This window comes from Enterococcus plantarum, assembly GCF_001730295.1.
In the GTDB taxonomy this organism is placed as follows: Bacteria; Bacillota; Bacilli; order Lactobacillales; family Enterococcaceae; genus Enterococcus_L; species Enterococcus_L plantarum.
Map to the genome: position 1 here is coordinate 163,639 of NZ_MIKA01000045.1, position 16,895 is coordinate 180,533.

Here is a 16,895-nt window from a genome sequence, read left to right on the forward strand (position 1 = left end):
TCAAAACAATGGTGGAGGTGCACAATGAAACGAGTTGTAATAACAGGAATGGGAGCAGTGACTCCTTTAGGAAATACGGTAAAAGAGTATTGGCAAAATTTAGTCAATGGAAAATTAGGAATCGCTAAGATTACTAAATTTGATTCTGAAGATACAGGTGTAGCACTTGCAGGTGAAGTGAAAGACTTTGATCCAAGTGAGGTTCTTGATCGTAAAGAACAAAAGAGAATGGATTTATTTTCGCAATATGGTTTAGTTGCTGCAATGGAAGCTTGGAATATGAGTGGTCTGACGAAAGAATCAATTGATCCAAAACGTTTTGGTGTGATTGTGGGTAGTGGAATTGGTGGCATGACAACCTTACAAGATCAAGTCAGAGTTATGGATAAAAAAGGAGCTAAACGTGTCACACCTTTCTTTGTACCAATGGTGATCGCAAATATGGCTTCAGGAAATATTTCAATCAAATTAGGGGCAAAGGGTCCTTCTCAAACAATCGTAACGGCTTGTGCATCCGCGACAAATGCAATTGGAGAAGCATTCCGCACGATCAAATATGGTTTGGCTGATATGATGATCACAGGTGGAACAGAAGCAACGATCTGTGAAATCGGTATTGCTGGTTTTGCTGCTCTAAGCGCTTTGAATACAACGGAAGATCCAACGAGAGCTTCGATTCCATTCGACAAAGAGAGACATGGTTTTGTGATGGGTGAAGGTGCCGGGATGCTGATGCTAGAAGAATTGGAACACGCTCAAAAACGAGGGGCGACAATCTTAGGCGAAATCGTAGGATATGGCAGCAATTGCGATGCTAGTCATATGACGGCACCATTGAAAGATGGTAGCGGAGCAGCAGATGCTATCGAATTAGCCTTAGCAGAAGCGGCAATTGATGCCTCAGCTGTAGGCTATGTCAATGCACATGGGACATCAACACCAGCCAATGATGCAGCCGAGACGGCAGCCTTGAAGCGAGTGTTTGGCGAACGTGCACATGCTATTCCGATTTCAAGCACGAAAAGCATGACAGGTCACCTTTTGGGAGCCGCTGGAGGAATCGAAGCAATTGCTTGTGTGAAGACTTTACAAGAAGGTCTAGCGCATCCTACAGTAGGGTATAAAGTAGCAGATCCAGAATGTGATTTAGATTATGTAACAGACGGTTCACGCCCCGTACAAGCAGAATATGCGATCAGCAATTCGTTTGGTTTCGGTGGTCACAATGGTGTTATTTGTATGAAAAAATGGGAGGAAAACTAACAATGACAAGATTAATGAACGCAACAGAAATTATGGAAATGATTCCAAACCGTTACCCAATTTGCTTTATCGACTATGTGGATGAGATTATTACAGATAAAAAAATCATTGCCACAAAAAATGTAACGATCAACGAAGAATTTTTCCAAGGCCACTTTCCTGGAAACCCAACAATGCCAGGTGTTTTGATTATTGAAGCTTTAGCACAAGTTGGATCGATTTTAATTTTGAAAATGGATCAATTTAAAGGGGAAACAGCCTATATCGGAGGAATCAACAAAGCGAAATTCCGTCAAAAAGTTGTTCCTGGAGATGTATTGAAATTACATTTTGAAATCGTTAAGATTAGAGATTATGTAGGTATTGGGAAAGCAACTGCTTTTGTTGAAGATAAAAAAGTGTGTGAATGTGAATTGACCTTTATTGTAGGCAGATAATGATAAATGAATTGAATAGAATAAAAATAGGCTAAGACAGAAGCATTTAATCCCGAGAAATAAAAAGGGATTGCTTCTGCTCCCACCGTTTATTCGCATTTAGGGTATGATACAAAAGTGATTGTTACTTTTGTATCATACCCTTTTTTGTCAGAATGTTCAGTGATGTAAATCATATAATCTGAGTGCTAATTGCAATGCAAACGTATTTTTCTCCTGATCCAATGCTACAGGTAACAGAATTTTGATCTTTTTAATCCGATAAAGCAATGTATTTCGATGAATAAATAGGGCTCTGGATGTTGTTGCGATATTCAAGTGATGTGCTAAATAGGCTTTTAAAGTTAGGGTGAAATTCGTTTTATTTTCTAAATCATAGGTCAATAACGTGTCTAAGTAATGAGTATAGAACTTTTTTCCTTGCTCTTTTGAAATCGAATCAACTAGAAAAGAATCAAAATAAACGTCATCAAAAAAATAGATTTTTTCTTCTTTTGAGTCATTCTCTAATAACTGGATGACTTTTTTTGCTTCCTCAAAACTTTGAGCTAGTTCTAGGATCGGTAGAGTTGAGCCGATTGTGCAAAAAAAATTACGTTCAGCTGGTCCCTGCTGTTCTAAATACATCCGAATTTGCTCAGCTGTATCGGATAATTCATTATGCGTTTTGAATGCACTCGATTTAGGATCTGTTCCTAAAAGTAGAACCAACTGATTTTTACGGCTGAATAAATGAAGATGTGGAAATCGATTTGCTGTATAGCTTGTCAATGAGGACAATAAGCTTTTCATGATGCGATCCTCAGCTTGCTTTTTTTTCATCAGAGAGTCCGTTTGTATTCCTGATTTCTGAAGAGACAGAATCAAAACCGTATAATTCAAGGTAGGATCGATTGGCGTCTCATAGGCAGCTAAAGCATCCAGGTCCTTGATTTGACCAGATAATAAGTGATCGAAAAAATCACGGCGAATACGATTTTCCGTCCGTTCAATTTCAAATAGACGTATTTGCTCTAGCGCAAATGCCATCGAGCCATTTTCTAAAGCAATATAATCAAAATCAATCAGCGGCCTTTCTATTTGAACGACCAGAATAAAACCATAATGAACCGTATCGAAATAAACCGGCACGATTACACAGGGATATTCTTTTTCGGCAAAAAAGAATGGGCGAGTAATCGGCTTTTTTACGCGTTCAAAATTAGTGGGTAAATCAGTAAAAATTTCAATTGGAAATGTAAAGGTATTTCCAATCTTTTTGATCGTTTCTTGGATTAAGGGATGTTTATTATCATTACAAGCGATGACTGACCAGTCACTGTCAATTAGCACTATAGGATTTTGCACCATCTTGGCCAAGCTAGCAGCAATTTTCTTCATCCCACCACCATGTAGTGAAATCTCAAAGAATTGTGAATGAATAGCTAAAGAGGCTTGATTTCGTTCATTCATACGACCAGAGATTTCACCCATAACGATATTCATGATTTTTGAAAAGGCAATCCCGTAAGGAATTTCGATGATCGGTAAGGCTAATTCGTTGGCTAAATCACGCATAGATTGCGGGATGCCCTTTAAATAAATATGTGGTTTGATGCAAATTGCCGAACAATTGATTTCTTTAAACCGTTGGATAAAACGTTTTTGAATTTCGGTATTTTCACTAAAAAAATAGCCAGAAGTAATTAATAATTCCCCAGCGGACAACCAATCAGAAGCATTTGGATTATCTAAAATATTGACGCCAGTAATGTCATTTTCAAGACCATTCGCACCAGCGACTAATTTGAACGTTTTAAACGGAGCAAGCTGTAGAAAATGATTGACTGTTAACATACTATCTCCTCTTTCTAATGTATGATTTCGTTCCTTTAACTATACGTTAATTAGTTAAAGTATACAAATCGAAAAGGAAATATTTAGCTGTTTTATCCGTATATGAGAAGGCTCTGTTGGTGTAGATTATAGAGTGTAAAGAAGTTGAAGTGAATAAGGAAGTGAGGGGGTTGTACATGGAAATCCCTGTCAAAACAGCAAAAATTCTTGGCTAAGATTCAAAAAAATGGAAAGGAGAAATTCACAGTAGGATTAATTTGGCGATCAACTTCATTTTATGAAAAGGGAGGACTATATAGGATAGTGGTAGAGGGTTTGGATAATGTATCCAAAGTCGTTAGGTGATGATTGCGTAAATCAAAATAATGTAAAGACGAAACTATTGATCTAAACATCTGCTTTATCTATTAGTCAAACGAGTCATTCGATTGCAAAAATGAGAGAAGTATTGGATTTTGTGCCCAGCGGTTTTTTGTCGGTCCTTCAAAAGCATGGCCAATCAATGCAGCTACTGCTTATAAAGAAGCAGGAGTCACCCTCCACCAATGTCGGCTGTTGAAAAAGCAATCGTGACCGTTAGCGAATAACTATAAAAAATAAAGAGGAGCAAAGTTATGGACACCATAAAAACCAATCAAGCGTTGCTAAAAGCTGTAGAGAATAATGATAAAAAACAAGTTTTTCAGTTGTTGAACGAAGGCTTGGATATTTCTTTGACTGATGAAACAGGCCGCTCACTTTTGATGATTGCGGTACAACAGAACGAACGTTCAATGGTCAAAGAATTATTAGCTTTTGGAGCAGATGTAAATCAGCGAGACAACACGCAACTAACACCGTTTATCTGTGCTGCTGCGAATGGATTTGATGAAATTGTTCGTGAGATTCTTAAAACAGGAGCTGCCGATTTAGCTTCAGTTAATCGTTTTGGCGGAACTGCTCTGTTACCCTCTAGTGAAAAAGGCTATTTAAAAACAGTTCAGTTGTGTTTGAATGCAGGAGTACCAGTGAATCATGTGAATCGTCTAGGCTGGTCAGCGTTATTAGAAGCGGTGATTTTAGGCAATGGCGGTTTCTTGTATCAAGATGTAATCAGGGAGCTCGTTCAGCATCAGGCTGATAGCTCTCAAGTTGATGCTACTGGTAAAAATGCTCTTGATTATGCAATTGAAGTCGATCAAGATGAGCTGATGGCTATTCTAGATAAAGAGGAAACATCAGAGAAAAATTTTACTAAGATCCGAAATTATTTGCGGAGTGATGAACTGACAAAAGCTCTAACAGTATTAAAAACATTAGACCAATCAAATCTAAAGGTATTATATTATTTAGGCTATACGTATCAACGAGCAAAAGACTATCCCAAAGCGCTTGAGTATTATAAAAAAGGCTGGTCAAAAGACGACCAATTTGCTTTTTATGTAAGCAATAGTTATCGGATGATGGGGGCGATAGAACAAGCATTACAAGTATATGATCAAGCAATAGAAACGGATCGAAGTTTCTTTTATCGCTATCATAAATCTAATTTTTTAAGAGAATTAGGGCATCATGAAGACGCTGTTCAACTAATGGATGACTTGTTAGCCGACTACCCTGAACGAGTTGATTTTTATTTTCATAAGGCCAATAGTCTACGGAGTTTGAGCCGACATCAAGAAGCTATTGAAGCAATGGAAAGAGCGATTCAAATCGATCCAGGAAATCCATTATTTTCAGAACACCGTGCACAATCAATTCAGTTGGTAAAAAACTAAAGAAATGTATTGGTAGGAAAGTCAATGGCATCAGTAGAAAAACAAACAATTGATATAGACCAAGAGAATGAAAGAGGGGCAGTTTCGTTGTTCTTTTCAGCTTTTTATGTTAATGATGCCCATCCGATAATGTTAACCTTAATTTCGTTTGACGAAGAGAAGGTAAAACCTTTCAATCAACGATAGCAAGTCAAAAAAAAGAATTGAAGCGGTCAAAGAGAAATCGTTGATTGTGTGTTAAGAATTGAATGAACTAGAAAAGCTGTGTCCATTTGTTGGAACACAGCTTTTCTAGTTCATTAGATGCTATGAAATATCCTGCGTTCAAAACAACATCCTGTTAAATAGAAAAAATGTAAAAAAATACAAAAGAAATTAAATTGTGATACAATATATTTATAACTTTAAGATAAGGGGATTGTTTATGAAGAAAAAAATAATTAAGGCGTTGGTTCTATTACTTGTGTTGGTTCAAGCAATAGATGTAATTGGTATGTTCAGGTATATAGCTGTTGCGTATGCAGAAGAAACTGTTGCAAGTTCAGTTAAAGAAGAGGTTATTGAAAACGATGAGAAATTGGAAGAGATAGATACATCTACAAATAGGAAAGAAGAAATAAAGGAAACTGAAATCTCGGAAAAACAAATCCTTGATATTCCAGAACAAGAAACAATTGCTAGTGAAGAGAGTCAACGATTGGCAGATAATGGCATTGAAGAAGAAGTTGCGACCGTTATTGAAAACGAAGAGATTCTTAGAGATCAAACTTATGAACTAGTAACAGATGTTTATCCAAATCTAAATAACGCAGACGGAACGCCTAAATTAGATTATCAGGCCGGAGAAGAAATTGCTTTGTATTCTAAACTAGTGATTTCTAGTGGCACTTTCCCGTCCAATCAAGTGAAATTTAGAATAGCCTTGTCAAAACAACATTTTGCGTATTTTGGAGTAGTTTCAGATGGATTAACCTTTCCAGTGACCAGTGAACTTTCAGGTGACAGTGAAAATATATATTTAGATATTACGATAGACAATGTTCGAACGGGGATGGATATAGCGATTCCTTTTAGAGTGAAGTTTCTTTCTGATCGATTATATTATGGAACCAAAGTTCCTCTTACTCAAACTCTTTACGGTCAAAATGGAGAAGTATTAAAAGAAAATTCTCTTGACCTAGAAGCAAGAACATCGAATAGAAAGATTGTATTTGGTAAGGAATATTTTAACCAAAATAATAGACAAGTTCCCAATGAATTTGTTGACGATGATGATTTAATTAGCTCGGACTTTATCGATGAAGTACCATTCCAAGTTGTAGGAGATAGTGCTAATGACGCAGGTGATTCTTTAGTTGAAATTAGGCTAACAAAGAACGTTATATTTAAGGCGGAAGACAATAATGTAGCATGGGCATATGATGAATCGAGCCATTCAATTAGTAGGATGCTGAGATCAAGCATCAATATAAGCAGTACATTTAAAGTGAGGTATCAGGATGTTTATACAAATACACTAGACTACCCTGTTAGATTTACTGGTAGTGTTAACGTATTGAACATAAACGGGGAAATTGAAACAAACTTAGAGAAGGCCAGCGCAATAGAAGAAAGAAAGTTCTTCTCCAGACAAGTTGGTGATACTGGTGTAAAATTCATGGATTGGAAAGACCAAAACGCTAAATATTACGTAGAGGAAAACCAAGATAAAGAAATAAGTGGTGGCATACGTGCTAAGTACAACGAAGAAAAGGGTAAAATGTTTTTAAGTAAGATCGAAGATGTACCGACCAAAGTGGCGGAAGTTTCACCGTTTACTCTTACGGAAATTTGGTTAAGTAAAAAAGGGAATCCGACAAATACAGATAAAAATAAAGTGTACGGGATCACAGAAACTGGGGAATCTACTTTGATTGCTGAAGATTTAGGTTCTACAGCGTTTAGTTTAAAAGATCCGAAGCCGTTTGTTTCATTTTATATTGAATTTGATAATACGGTAGAACTAAACGATTTAACTGATGAAGTTGTATTAAATTTTTCTGCGAAAAGAAGTTCAGAGTATTGGGAATATTTAAGCGAAAATTTATCAGAGATGTCCCATTCAGCGTATAACGTTGGGAATGTTTACTACACTGACCAGAATGGAGATAAAGGGAAGGATACTTCAACTAGTTCTGTTTCTACTGAAAAAGCTGTGAATGATATCAGATTTTTAGACCTACCAAATAAATCAATGGTCTTTTTCGGTGAAAAATTTGAGATGACATTTTGGCATGGTATTAAAAATACTACCAATCCTAAATTAATTAATCCTAAATTGCTTATCATGCTTCCTAGAGGGATAGAGTTAATAGAATTCACTCATGATGCAACGAATGTAACGTACACTGAAAAGCAAAATTTTATGAATAGTGGCAAGACGGCCATCATTATCGAGCCAAAGACAAAATGGAGATTAGCAGACTTTGCAAAGATATTCGCCCCACATCAATCAAAACTACATTTACAATTCAATAATTCTGCAAGTTATGGTAGCCATTTTATTGAATCGTATTTGACCTATGAGAACAATGGCGAGAATGGCATAACAATGTCGAGAGCGGGAAATCAAGAAGCGTATAAGCTATCTAACGTGGATCCGTATCAACTTCTTAGTGATGCAACTGAAAGAAATGAGATGTTCGTCTATTCAAAACCAATCAGTCTAATTGCACCAAGCAGTGTATTTGTAGATGTAGCTGCAAAGGTCAACGAGCAACAAGGATTTGTTCACGGCAAAACCGATTTCGTTGATCAAGGGGAACGATTTAATCAAAAGATATCCATCATCAATTACAGCAATAATGATGTTAGCACTGTGACTGGAATCAATGTTTTACCTCATGTTGGAGATCTCAGTACTGTGGTAGACAAAGATGGAAAGTATGTTCCAAGAGGCTCGGATTTGGGTGGTTTGTTAGATGGAGAAGTAGAAGGACCAGAGGGATATACGGTCTATTATTCATATGATAAACCATCACATCTAATGGCAGAAAATCAACAAAAAGGATGGATACAACAAGGAGAGAAGATTGACTATAATAAAGTCACGATGATTAAAATCGAATTAACCAATGGCGTTCTGGAAAAAAATCAGGAGTCAGAATTTACTTTTCCAGTCAAAGTACCGATTGATAAAGCAATCAAACACGAGGATAAGATGGTTAATACATTTACGATAACAACGAATGATACCAACTGGATTGAATCACGAGGTTCAGAAATTCCAGTAACAGCCTATTCGGTTAAAGGTTCAGTTTATCGAGACAAAAATGAGAATAGTCAAAAAGAGTCAGATGAGCCCTTTTTAGTAGGGTATGAAGTAGAGTTGGAACAAGAGGGAGTAACAGAACCGATTGCGAAACAATGGACGAATAGTCAGGGAGAATATGATTTTTCACCTGTTCCTTCCAGAGGCGATTACACGATCCGAATCAAGACAAAAGAAGGAGATATCATCTCTGAATACTCACCAAGTAGTGAAGAGCGGATAGCAACAGATGTAACGCTTGATCCAACGAATAATAAAGATGGGATAGCGACGGTTACTCTAGCACCAGATACTGTTTCCCACACGATTAATATGGGGGTTGATTCAGATCTTCCGATTTTAGGAACAATCGAATTAACGAAATTAGACAGTGTAACCAAACAAGCATTAGCTGGAGCCAAATTCCGTTTTGAACAAGCAGATGGTGGAATAATTGAAAAAAGTATGACAACGGATGCTGGAGGAAAAATACGGCTAAAAAATGTACCCTTAGGAAACTACAAATTTGTAGAAACGGAAGCGCCACTGGGCTATGAATTAGACTCTACACCAATCAATATTGAATTAACAGATGCAACCATTGTAAAAGTAACAAAAGAAAATACGCCAATTCTTGTTCCGATTGTGATTCTTGGATCAGTAGAGTTGACGAAAATCGATAGTATGACAAAACAAGCTTTATCAGGAGCAACCTTCCGATTGGAAAAAACAGATGGTACCGTTGTTCAAAGTGATTTAAGGACGAATGAAGAAGGCAAATTGCTGTTAACAAATTTACCATTAGGCGGCTATCAGTTTATAGAAACCACTGCACCGATTGGGTATGAATTGGACGTGGAACCTGTTTCTTTTGACATCACAGAGGCTTCAAAAACAGTTCAAGTGACAAAAGAAAACGCTAGAAAAGGAGAAAAAATAATCGAACCTTCTACAATTCAGCAAACAGGAAGGGGCATGACCAACAGAAATGGCATGCTACCTGTCACAGGCGAACAGAAACTGACCTATTTTATTTACTTAGGCTACACGTTAATATTTCTCCTATTGTTGCGAATGTTCTCAAAACAAATGTATAGAAGGTATCGCAATGATATGCTGAATGACTAAAGATGAAATGTAATAGTAAATTCAAGAGTGGAGACCAGTCTCTGCTCTTTTATGGTTAAAAACTGACACGATGTCATTTACCCTCAAAAAAAATGAATCCAAACAACGTATTCTCTAGAATATCCGCTAGTAATCTGCTACAATGATTGAGAAGAATTTTTTTAAGAAGCATCCATCTCCTAGTTGCAAAGCGATTTAGGCATAGTGGATACTATATTAGCGTTTCGACAAGATCAATGTAAATGAGATAGTCGAACCTTAAAGAAAGAGGAGAAAACAACATGATAGCAGTAAGTGATCTTAAAGCAGGCATGACTTTTGAGCAAGACGGTAAATTGATCCGTGTAATGGATGCTAGCCACCACAAACCTGGTAAAGGAAATACGGTTATGCGTATGAAATTGAAAGACGTTCGCACTGGTGCTACAACGGATACAACGATGCGCCCAGATGATAAAGTGAAAAAAGCGTTTATCGAAAGCAAACCAGTTCAATACCTATACAGCCAAGATGATACAGCTAACTTCATGGATTTAGAAACGTATGAACAATACGAAATCCCAACTTCTGTGATCGAAGAAGAATTGAAATATCTTTTAGAAAACATGGAAGTAAAAATCCAGTTTTACGGATCAGAAGTAATTGGTGTGACATTGCCGACAACGGTTGTTTTAAAAGTAAAAGAAACACAACCATCAATCAAAGGCGCAACAGTTTCTGGTTCAGGTAAACCTGCAATTATGGAAACTGGACTAGTGGTTAACGTTCCTGATTTTATCGAAGCAGACGAATCATTAGAAATTAATACACAAGAAGGTACGTATCTAAAACGCGCTTCAAAATAAGGTAAATGAAATGGCTGACAGAAGGGCAATTGATCTGTCAGTTTTTTATTGTGTTTATAGTGGAAGAATCGTTTCAGCCTACCAAATTTAGTAGGCATGGTACAATAAGTTATATCGTTTTATAAATAGAAAGGGAGAGAAATATGGGGTTTTTATTAACGTTGTGTCTGGTCTTATTATTTACAAAACTTGCGGGACATTTTTGTAATCGAGTGGGAATTCCTTCGGTGATTGGAGAATTGTTAGTCGGTATTTTGATTGGGCCTGCCTTATTAGGTTGGATCAAGCCAGATGATTTTATGCATTATTTTTCAGAGATCGGTGTTATTATCTTAATGTTTATTGCAGGGTTAGAAAGTGACTTGGAATTATTGAAAAAATACTGGCGGCCAGCCTTATCAGTCGCGCTTTTGGGAATCGTATTTCCTGCGGCAATGGGGTTTGGTGTTGGGGAAATGTTTCAGTTTTCCGTTCAGAATTCGATTTTTCTAGGGGTTCTTTTTAGTGCTACGTCTGTTAGTATTTCTGTTCAAGTGCTAAAAGATTTGAAAAAGATAGATAGCGAAGAGGGGGCGACGATTCTTGGCGCCGCTGTTGTCGACGATATCGTTGTCGTTTTGATTTTAGGAATCATGTTAAGCCTGATGAATCGTTCTACACCGGGAGGAAGTTTACCGATGTGGGAAGTGTTGCTATTGAAAGTCTTCTTCTTTGTTGTTATTTTTGCGGCTAGTAAATGGCTCGTACCTTGGCTGTTGAATTTGAGCAAAAAGTTGATTGCAATTGAAGCTGTTTCTGCCATTTCCTTAGTCATTTGTTTAGGATTTGCCTATTTTGCAGAGATGTTAGATATGGGGGCAATAATTGGGGCCTTTTTCGCAGGGGTAGCAATTGCTCAGACCGATTATCGCAAGCAAGTAGATGAGAAATTAGAGACGATTGGCTATACCGTATTTATACCGATGTTCTTTGTTTCTATTGGGTTGAATATGACCTTTGCGGGTATGTCAAAGCATTTTCTTTTCATCATTGTTTTAACGGTTGTGGCAGTGTTATCGAAACTCTTAGGGGGCGCTTTAGGCGCTCGTGTAACTGGATTTAAAGGTGTTTCAACACTGATTATCGGCTCTGGAATGGTGTCCAGAGGTGAAATGGCATTGATTATTGCCCAAGTAGGATTGACCTCAAGCTTTCTTTCAGAGGAATACTATTCATCTGTGATCATTGTCATTATAGCTACGACGATCATTGCACCATTGTTGTTGAAGGCGACAATTATGAAACAAGAAAAACAACTTCATTATTAGAAAAACAGTTTCCACCAAAGCATATTCTATTTAGCTTTAGTGGAAACTGTTTTTATTAATGGATGGAACCCATTAATTTCTTGATTGGATTCTTAGAAAGAATCAGTAAAATACCCGCAATTACAGCGACAATACCGACAATACCGAAATAGGCAGACTCTGTTTGAGGTGTATAAAAACGTGCGATTTGAGCGTTGATAGCTTGCGATGCGGCATCTGCCAATAGCCAAATTGCAACGGTTTGTGACTCAAAAGCTTTTGGAGCAAGTTTTGTTGTAATCGATAGTCCAACTGGTGAAATACACATCTCACCTACGATCATAATGAAGAAACTAAAAAATAACCACAATGGACTAACTCTTGTATCCGTCCCGTAAAGTAATCCAGGGAGCATTAAAAGTACAAAGGATAAACCAGCAAAAACCAAGCCCAATGAAAATTTTACGACAGTTGAAGGTTGTTTTTTCCCTAATTTTGTCCATAAAGTTACAAATACCGGAGTTAAAACAACAACGAAAATCGGATTTAAGGATTGAAACCAACTAGGGGCAATCGAAAAACCAAACAATGTATCAATTGTCCGTTCACTTGCAAATAATGCTAAAATTGAAGAGCCTTGTTCTTCTAATGACCAAAAGACGATTCCTGCTAAAAATAATGGGATGTAGCCAAGTACTTTCGGTTTTTCCTCTGCTGTTACATTTTTTGAAGTAAGCATCTTGATGAAATAATATACAGGCAATAAAATACCCAGCACACTCACACTATTGATGAAGAAACCAATGGTTAAATGCCCTGTAGTAAAGGCACCGCCAAAAAGTACGATGACAAAAACAAGCGCGATCAATGACGAACGTAGGAACGTTTTGCGTTCTGCTGTCCCAATCGGATTGGTTGGTTTTAAGCCGATTCCGTCTAATGATTTTTTCCCTTGTAAATAATATTGCAGTAAACCAAAAAACATACCGAACGCGGCGACAGAGAACCCAACATGATAGTTATACGTTTGGCCCAAAGTCCCAACAATGAAGGGTGCCAGCAATGCGCCGATGTTGATTCCCATATAAAAAATAGAAAAACCAGCATCACGACGTGTATCTGTTTTTGAATAAAGATGACCGACCATACCTGAGACATTCGGTTTCAACATCCCTGTACCAATTACAATAAGTAGGATAGAGAGAAATAATGCCGCAATGCCAAACGGTGTAGCTAGAACGATATGACCAACCATGATAAATACGCCACCGAAGAAAACGGTCTTTCTAGCACCTAACACTCGGTCAGAAATCCAACCACCAACAATACTGGACATGAATACTAGCGATCCATAAATCGACATAATTGCCAAAGCAGTTTCTTTTGGTAAACCTAAACCACCATTTGCAACCGTATCATAAATGTAATACAGTAGAATTGCTCGCATACCATAGTAACTAAATCTTTCCCACATCTCAGTGAAAAAGAGTGTGGACAGTCCCTTTGGTTGACCTAAAAATGACTTGTCCAACTGCTGCTCGTCCATAAATAATAACCTCAATTCTTTTTAATATTCAGAAAATTTATTTAACCTAATGTTTCAGAAAAAACTATACAGAGTACATTGTATACTGTAACTCTTTTAGAAATCGTAAATTTTCATGAATAAAGTATAAGAAAAATTGTATTTATATTCATTTTGTTTTCATGTAATGATAGAAAGGAAGATGCTTTTTGAAGAGAATAGCGCAACGACAGCAAGAATGGAGCTCACTTAAATATTTAATTTTGTCAAAATCTCAACCAGATTATAGAGCAATCCGGAAATTATTTGCAGATGATGGGTGGGACGAAGCAAAAGAACAAGCATTTCGAGGTTATCTGAAGCATGCATTAGCTGAACCAAGCAAAAAAGGCAATCTTCTAAATGCCTATCAACATGTTTGGGGATATTTTAAAAAACAAGCAACAGAGACAGAACGGCAACAGTATGAAGTGTTGAGCGTAAATTTTTCGGTAGATCAAGATGCATTATCTCTATTCCTAAGAGAATTGACGCTAAAATATCAAGAACCATATCTATTGCAGTCTGCTCTCCTCTTCCCTAAAGAAGAGAACTAACGAAAGAATAAGAAAAAGGCAATCCAAATAGCGGATTTTAGTTTTAAGTTCGTTATATAAGCATGGATTTGTCTTTTTTTTATGTATAAATAAAGTTTTCGTTTAATACACGAATATTTAATGTGTAAAATCAAAAAACATATTGAAATTAGTTTGAAAAATGAGTATACTGAATCAGTGGAAAAACGAACGAGGAGTGTATAGATGAACAAGAATGTTCCGTATTTTATTGTAGCACCTGGGATGATTTTATTGCTATTTTTCTTAATGATTCCTTTGGTTACAAGTATTTTACCAACTATTTTTACAGATCATGGGGTGACAGTAAGCAACTACCTTGATTTTTTTAAAGACGAATATAATCTGTCGATCTTTTGGCGCACAATTAGAGTATCATTGATCGTTACGCTGATTTCAATTCTACTTGGAATCCCAACGGCGTATTACATCGCTGGTGTTAGTAAAAAATGGCGTGGCATTTTAATGGCAATGACCTTATTTCCGTTGTTGACCAATTCTGTTATTCGTAGTTTTGCTTGGATCAATATCTTAGGGAAAACAGGTGTGGTCAATTCATTGTTGTTAAAAACAGGTTTGATTGATCAGCCATTAAACTTACTTTATACAGAATTTGCTATTATCATTGGCTCTGTTTATCTTTTCCTACCAACAATGATCATGACCCTAGTAGGTGTTATGGAAAATATCGAAGGGGAAATGCTGGAAGCTGCTGAAACGCTAGGTGCAAGCCCGTTTACTGCTTTCCGAAAAGTCGTGCTGCCACTTTCTATTCCCGGGACGATTGTTGGAAGTATCTTAGTTTTTACTGGGACATTGACAGCTTATACAACACCGCAATTATTAGGTGGAAATCAGAAGATGATGATGTCGACATTTCTATATCAAAAAGCCAATACTTTGGGAGATTGGAAAGCAGCAAGTGTTTTGGCCTTGATCATGATCGTTGTAACTTTGATCGTCATGAAGGGATTAGATCTGGTTGCTAAAAAAGTTGATAGGAGAGAGGCAAACAATGCGTAAACAAAAAGGGATGACGCTAATTGCGATCCTAGTATTCTTATTTTTATTCTTACCACTTTGCTTGATTGTTGTGACGTCTTTTGGAACAGCCGCAGCAATTCAGTTTCCGATTAAAGGATTTACACTTGATTGGTACGCAAAAGCGTTGCAGTCTGATACATTTATGAGCAGTTTTAAATTAAGTTTGATCATTGGTGTGCTAGCGACTGTTTTGGCACTGGTTGTTGGGATTCCAGCTTCTTATGCATTAGCACGGTATTCAGTAAGAGGACGAAACTTTATAAAAAGCTTCTTTTTATCCCCAACAGTGATTCCAGGAATCGTTGTGGGGTATACCTTGTTTCAATATATTGTAATCAAATTAGGTTTGCCGATTTTCCAAGGCTTACTGATTGGACATTTTCTGATTAGTTTACCGTATATTATTCGAGTAGTTGGTTCAAGCATGGAGCAGTTGGACTATTCGATGGAAGAAGTTGCGTGGACATTAGGCTGTACGAAAACTAGAGCCTTTGTCCAAATTGTTTTGCCGAACGTCTCTTCAGGAATATTTGCAGCATTTATGTTAGCATTTGTTAATTCATTTAATAATGTGCCAGTATCGATGTTTTTATCAGGACCAGGAGTTACGATGTTGCCGACATCTTTACTTAGCTATATGGAATACAATTATGATCCAACGGTTTCTGCTATTTCAGTAATGTTGATGTTATTGACGATGGGATTAATGTTTTTGATCGAAAAAACATTAGGATTAGCTTCGATTGCGTAAATAAAAGAGAACGCAATTACAGAGTTTGAACTTAATAGGTAGAAAGAGGAGAAAATTTTGACTTTTGTTGATTTAAAAGAGATTCGTGTGAGCTATGATGGCAAACAGGATATATTAAAAGATTTAAGCATTTCCATGGAAAAAGGGGAATTAGTTTCTCTTCTAGGTCCAAGTGGCTGTGGGAAAACAACAACACTTCGAGTGATTGCAGGATTGATCAAACCAAACGACGGCTCTTTTAAGTTAGATGAGGACGATTTGACGAAAGTACCGGTTCATAAAAGAAATTTTGGTATGGTATTTCAGAGTTATGCACTATTTCCGCATTTGACGATTGCAGAGAACGTTGCGTTTGGCCTGAAATTAAGAAAAGAATCGAAAGCGAGCACAAAAGAAAAAGTCGAAAAAATGCTAGAAGTTTGTGGATTAGAAAACCTTGGTGATCGTTATCCAAAACAACTTTCAGGTGGACAAAGGCAACGTGTCGCTTTAGCGCGTGCGTTGATTATTGAACCAAAATTATTATTGTTAGATGAACCGTTAAGTAATTTAGATGCAAAGTTAAGAGTAGCGATGCGAATCGAAATCAAACGAATCCAGCAACAATTAGGCATAACAACAGTATTTGTGACCCACGATCAAGAAGAATGTTTTTCTATTTCAGATAAGGTTGCAATCATGAATAATGGTGTGATTGAGCAATATGATTCACCTGAGAGGATCTACCGTTTACCCAAAACAAAATTCGTTGCACAATTTATTGGCTTTGAAAACTTCTTTAACGTAACGAAAAATGCTGAAGGACACTATAAAAGCGAGAATGGTCAAGTGTTTACTACCACAAACCCGCAGCCAACGGCAACTGAGACTGTTGCAACGATTCGCCCAGAAGATATTGAGATTGTCGCAACAACAACGCAAACCTCAATCGAAGGAAATATTCTTGTTAGAACCTTTTTAGGGAAAAGTTATCAATATGAAGTAACAACACCACTTGGCAAACTATTAGTCAATGGAACAAGTGAACAGATTTATGAAACAGGGGACACAATCAATTTAGCTTTTCCAGCGGATAAATTAGTTATTTTAGATAAATAAACGATAAGACAAAGGGGAATAA

The 16,895-nt window shown here is 37.0% G+C and carries 13 protein-coding genes; 11 read left to right on the plus strand and 2 right to left on the minus strand.

What is annotated here, in order from left to right:
* Positions 1 to 24 precede the first annotated feature (24 nt).
* The gene (gene fabF, locus BCR22_RS11725; protein WP_069655067.1) at positions 25 to 1,263 is read left to right on the plus strand and encodes a beta-ketoacyl-ACP synthase II; all 1,239 of its coding nucleotides are present in this window, start codon (positions 25 to 27) and stop codon (positions 1,261 to 1,263) included.
* A gap of 2 nt (positions 1,264 to 1,265) precedes the next feature.
* Positions 1,266 to 1,700, plus strand: coding sequence for a 3-hydroxyacyl-ACP dehydratase FabZ (gene fabZ / locus BCR22_RS11730; protein ID WP_010762460.1), 435 nt, complete (start codon positions 1,266 to 1,268; stop codon positions 1,698 to 1,700).
* A 159-nt stretch (positions 1,701 to 1,859) separates the two neighbouring features.
* Here fabZ and BCR22_RS11735 read toward each other — a convergent pair whose 3' ends face one another.
* Positions 1,860 to 3,536: a PucR family transcriptional regulator gene (locus BCR22_RS11735; protein ID WP_069655068.1), complete on the minus strand. Its 1,677-nt coding sequence runs from the start codon at positions 3,534 to 3,536 to the stop codon at positions 1,860 to 1,862.
* Between the two features lie 614 nt (positions 3,537 to 4,150).
* Between BCR22_RS11735 and BCR22_RS11740 the strand changes: the two genes are divergently transcribed.
* The 5 genes from BCR22_RS11740 (at position 4,151) to BCR22_RS11755 (ending at position 11,862) form a co-directional block, all read left to right on the plus strand.
* Positions 4,151 to 5,293, plus strand: coding sequence for an ankyrin repeat domain-containing protein (locus BCR22_RS11740; RefSeq protein WP_069655069.1), 1,143 nt, complete (start codon positions 4,151 to 4,153; stop codon positions 5,291 to 5,293).
* 24 nt (positions 5,294 to 5,317) lie between these two features.
* A complete protein-coding gene (locus BCR22_RS15465) occupies positions 5,318 to 5,479 on the plus strand; it encodes a hypothetical protein (RefSeq protein WP_167351528.1) in 162 nt (53 codons plus the stop codon).
* Positions 5,480 to 5,717: 238 nt separating this feature from the next.
* Positions 5,718 to 9,710 carry an MSCRAMM family protein gene (locus tag BCR22_RS11745; protein WP_069655070.1) on the plus strand — a complete coding sequence of 1,331 codons (3,993 nt, stop codon included), beginning with the start codon at positions 5,718 to 5,720 and terminating at the stop codon, positions 9,708 to 9,710.
* Positions 9,711 to 9,991: 281 nt separating this feature from the next.
* Positions 9,992 to 10,555, plus strand: a complete 564-nt coding sequence (efp, locus tag BCR22_RS11750; protein WP_069655071.1) for an elongation factor P — start codon at positions 9,992 to 9,994, stop codon at positions 10,553 to 10,555.
* Between the two features lie 143 nt (positions 10,556 to 10,698).
* The gene (locus tag BCR22_RS11755; protein WP_069655072.1) at positions 10,699 to 11,862 is read left to right on the plus strand and encodes a cation:proton antiporter; all 1,164 of its coding nucleotides are present in this window, start codon (positions 10,699 to 10,701) and stop codon (positions 11,860 to 11,862) included.
* A 55-nt stretch (positions 11,863 to 11,917) separates the two neighbouring features.
* Here the strand turns inward: BCR22_RS11755 and BCR22_RS11760 are convergent, their stop codons facing one another.
* Positions 11,918 to 13,387 carry a peptide MFS transporter gene (locus tag BCR22_RS11760; protein ID WP_069655073.1) on the minus strand — a complete coding sequence of 490 codons (1,470 nt, stop codon included), beginning with the start codon at positions 13,385 to 13,387 and terminating at the stop codon, positions 11,918 to 11,920.
* A 188-nt stretch (positions 13,388 to 13,575) separates the two neighbouring features.
* Here BCR22_RS11760 and BCR22_RS11765 point away from each other — a divergent pair, with 188 nt between their 5' ends.
* The 4 genes from BCR22_RS11765 (at position 13,576) to BCR22_RS11780 (ending at position 16,873) form a co-directional block, all read left to right on the plus strand.
* Positions 13,576 to 13,962 (plus strand): YbgA family protein, encoded by a 387-nt coding sequence (locus BCR22_RS11765; RefSeq protein WP_083241829.1) that lies wholly within the window; start codon positions 13,576 to 13,578, stop codon positions 13,960 to 13,962.
* 204 nt (positions 13,963 to 14,166) lie between these two features.
* Positions 14,167 to 15,003 (plus strand): ABC transporter permease, encoded by an 837-nt coding sequence (locus BCR22_RS11770; RefSeq protein WP_069655074.1) that lies wholly within the window; start codon positions 14,167 to 14,169, stop codon positions 15,001 to 15,003.
* Positions 14,996 to 15,775, plus strand: coding sequence for an ABC transporter permease (locus tag BCR22_RS11775; RefSeq protein ID WP_069655075.1), 780 nt, complete (start codon positions 14,996 to 14,998; stop codon positions 15,773 to 15,775). Before BCR22_RS11770 ends, BCR22_RS11775 begins: the two co-directional genes overlap by 8 nt.
* 57 nt (positions 15,776 to 15,832) lie before the next feature.
* Positions 15,833 to 16,873 (plus strand): ABC transporter ATP-binding protein, encoded by a 1,041-nt coding sequence (locus BCR22_RS11780; protein WP_069655076.1) that lies wholly within the window; start codon positions 15,833 to 15,835, stop codon positions 16,871 to 16,873.
* Positions 16,874 to 16,895 lie beyond the last annotated feature (22 nt).

What these genes read in the sequence shown, in the direction of transcription:
- fabF (WP_069655067.1), top strand. Translation starts at nt 25, where the DNA reads ATGAAACGAGTTGTAATAACAGGAATGGGAGCAGTGACTCCTTTAGGA.
- fabZ (WP_010762460.1), top strand. Translation starts at nt 1,266, where the DNA reads ATGACAAGATTAATGAACGCAACAGAAATTATGGAAATGATTCCAAAC.
- BCR22_RS11735 (WP_069655068.1), bottom strand. Translation starts at nt 3,536, where the DNA reads ATGTTAACAGTCAATCATTTTCTACAGCTTGCTCCGTTTAAAACGTTC.
- BCR22_RS11740 (WP_069655069.1), top strand. Translation starts at nt 4,151, where the DNA reads ATGGACACCATAAAAACCAATCAAGCGTTGCTAAAAGCTGTAGAGAAT.
- BCR22_RS15465 (WP_167351528.1), top strand. Translation starts at nt 5,318, where the DNA reads ATGGCATCAGTAGAAAAACAAACAATTGATATAGACCAAGAGAATGAA.
- BCR22_RS11745 (WP_069655070.1), top strand. Translation starts at nt 5,718, where the DNA reads ATGAAGAAAAAAATAATTAAGGCGTTGGTTCTATTACTTGTGTTGGTT.
- efp (WP_069655071.1), top strand. Translation starts at nt 9,992, where the DNA reads ATGATAGCAGTAAGTGATCTTAAAGCAGGCATGACTTTTGAGCAAGAC.
- BCR22_RS11755 (WP_069655072.1), top strand. Translation starts at nt 10,699, where the DNA reads ATGGGGTTTTTATTAACGTTGTGTCTGGTCTTATTATTTACAAAACTT.
- BCR22_RS11760 (WP_069655073.1), bottom strand. Translation starts at nt 13,387, where the DNA reads ATGGACGAGCAGCAGTTGGACAAGTCATTTTTAGGTCAACCAAAGGGA.
- BCR22_RS11770 (WP_069655074.1), top strand. Translation starts at nt 14,167, where the DNA reads ATGAACAAGAATGTTCCGTATTTTATTGTAGCACCTGGGATGATTTTA.
- BCR22_RS11775 (WP_069655075.1), top strand. Translation starts at nt 14,996, where the DNA reads ATGCGTAAACAAAAAGGGATGACGCTAATTGCGATCCTAGTATTCTTA.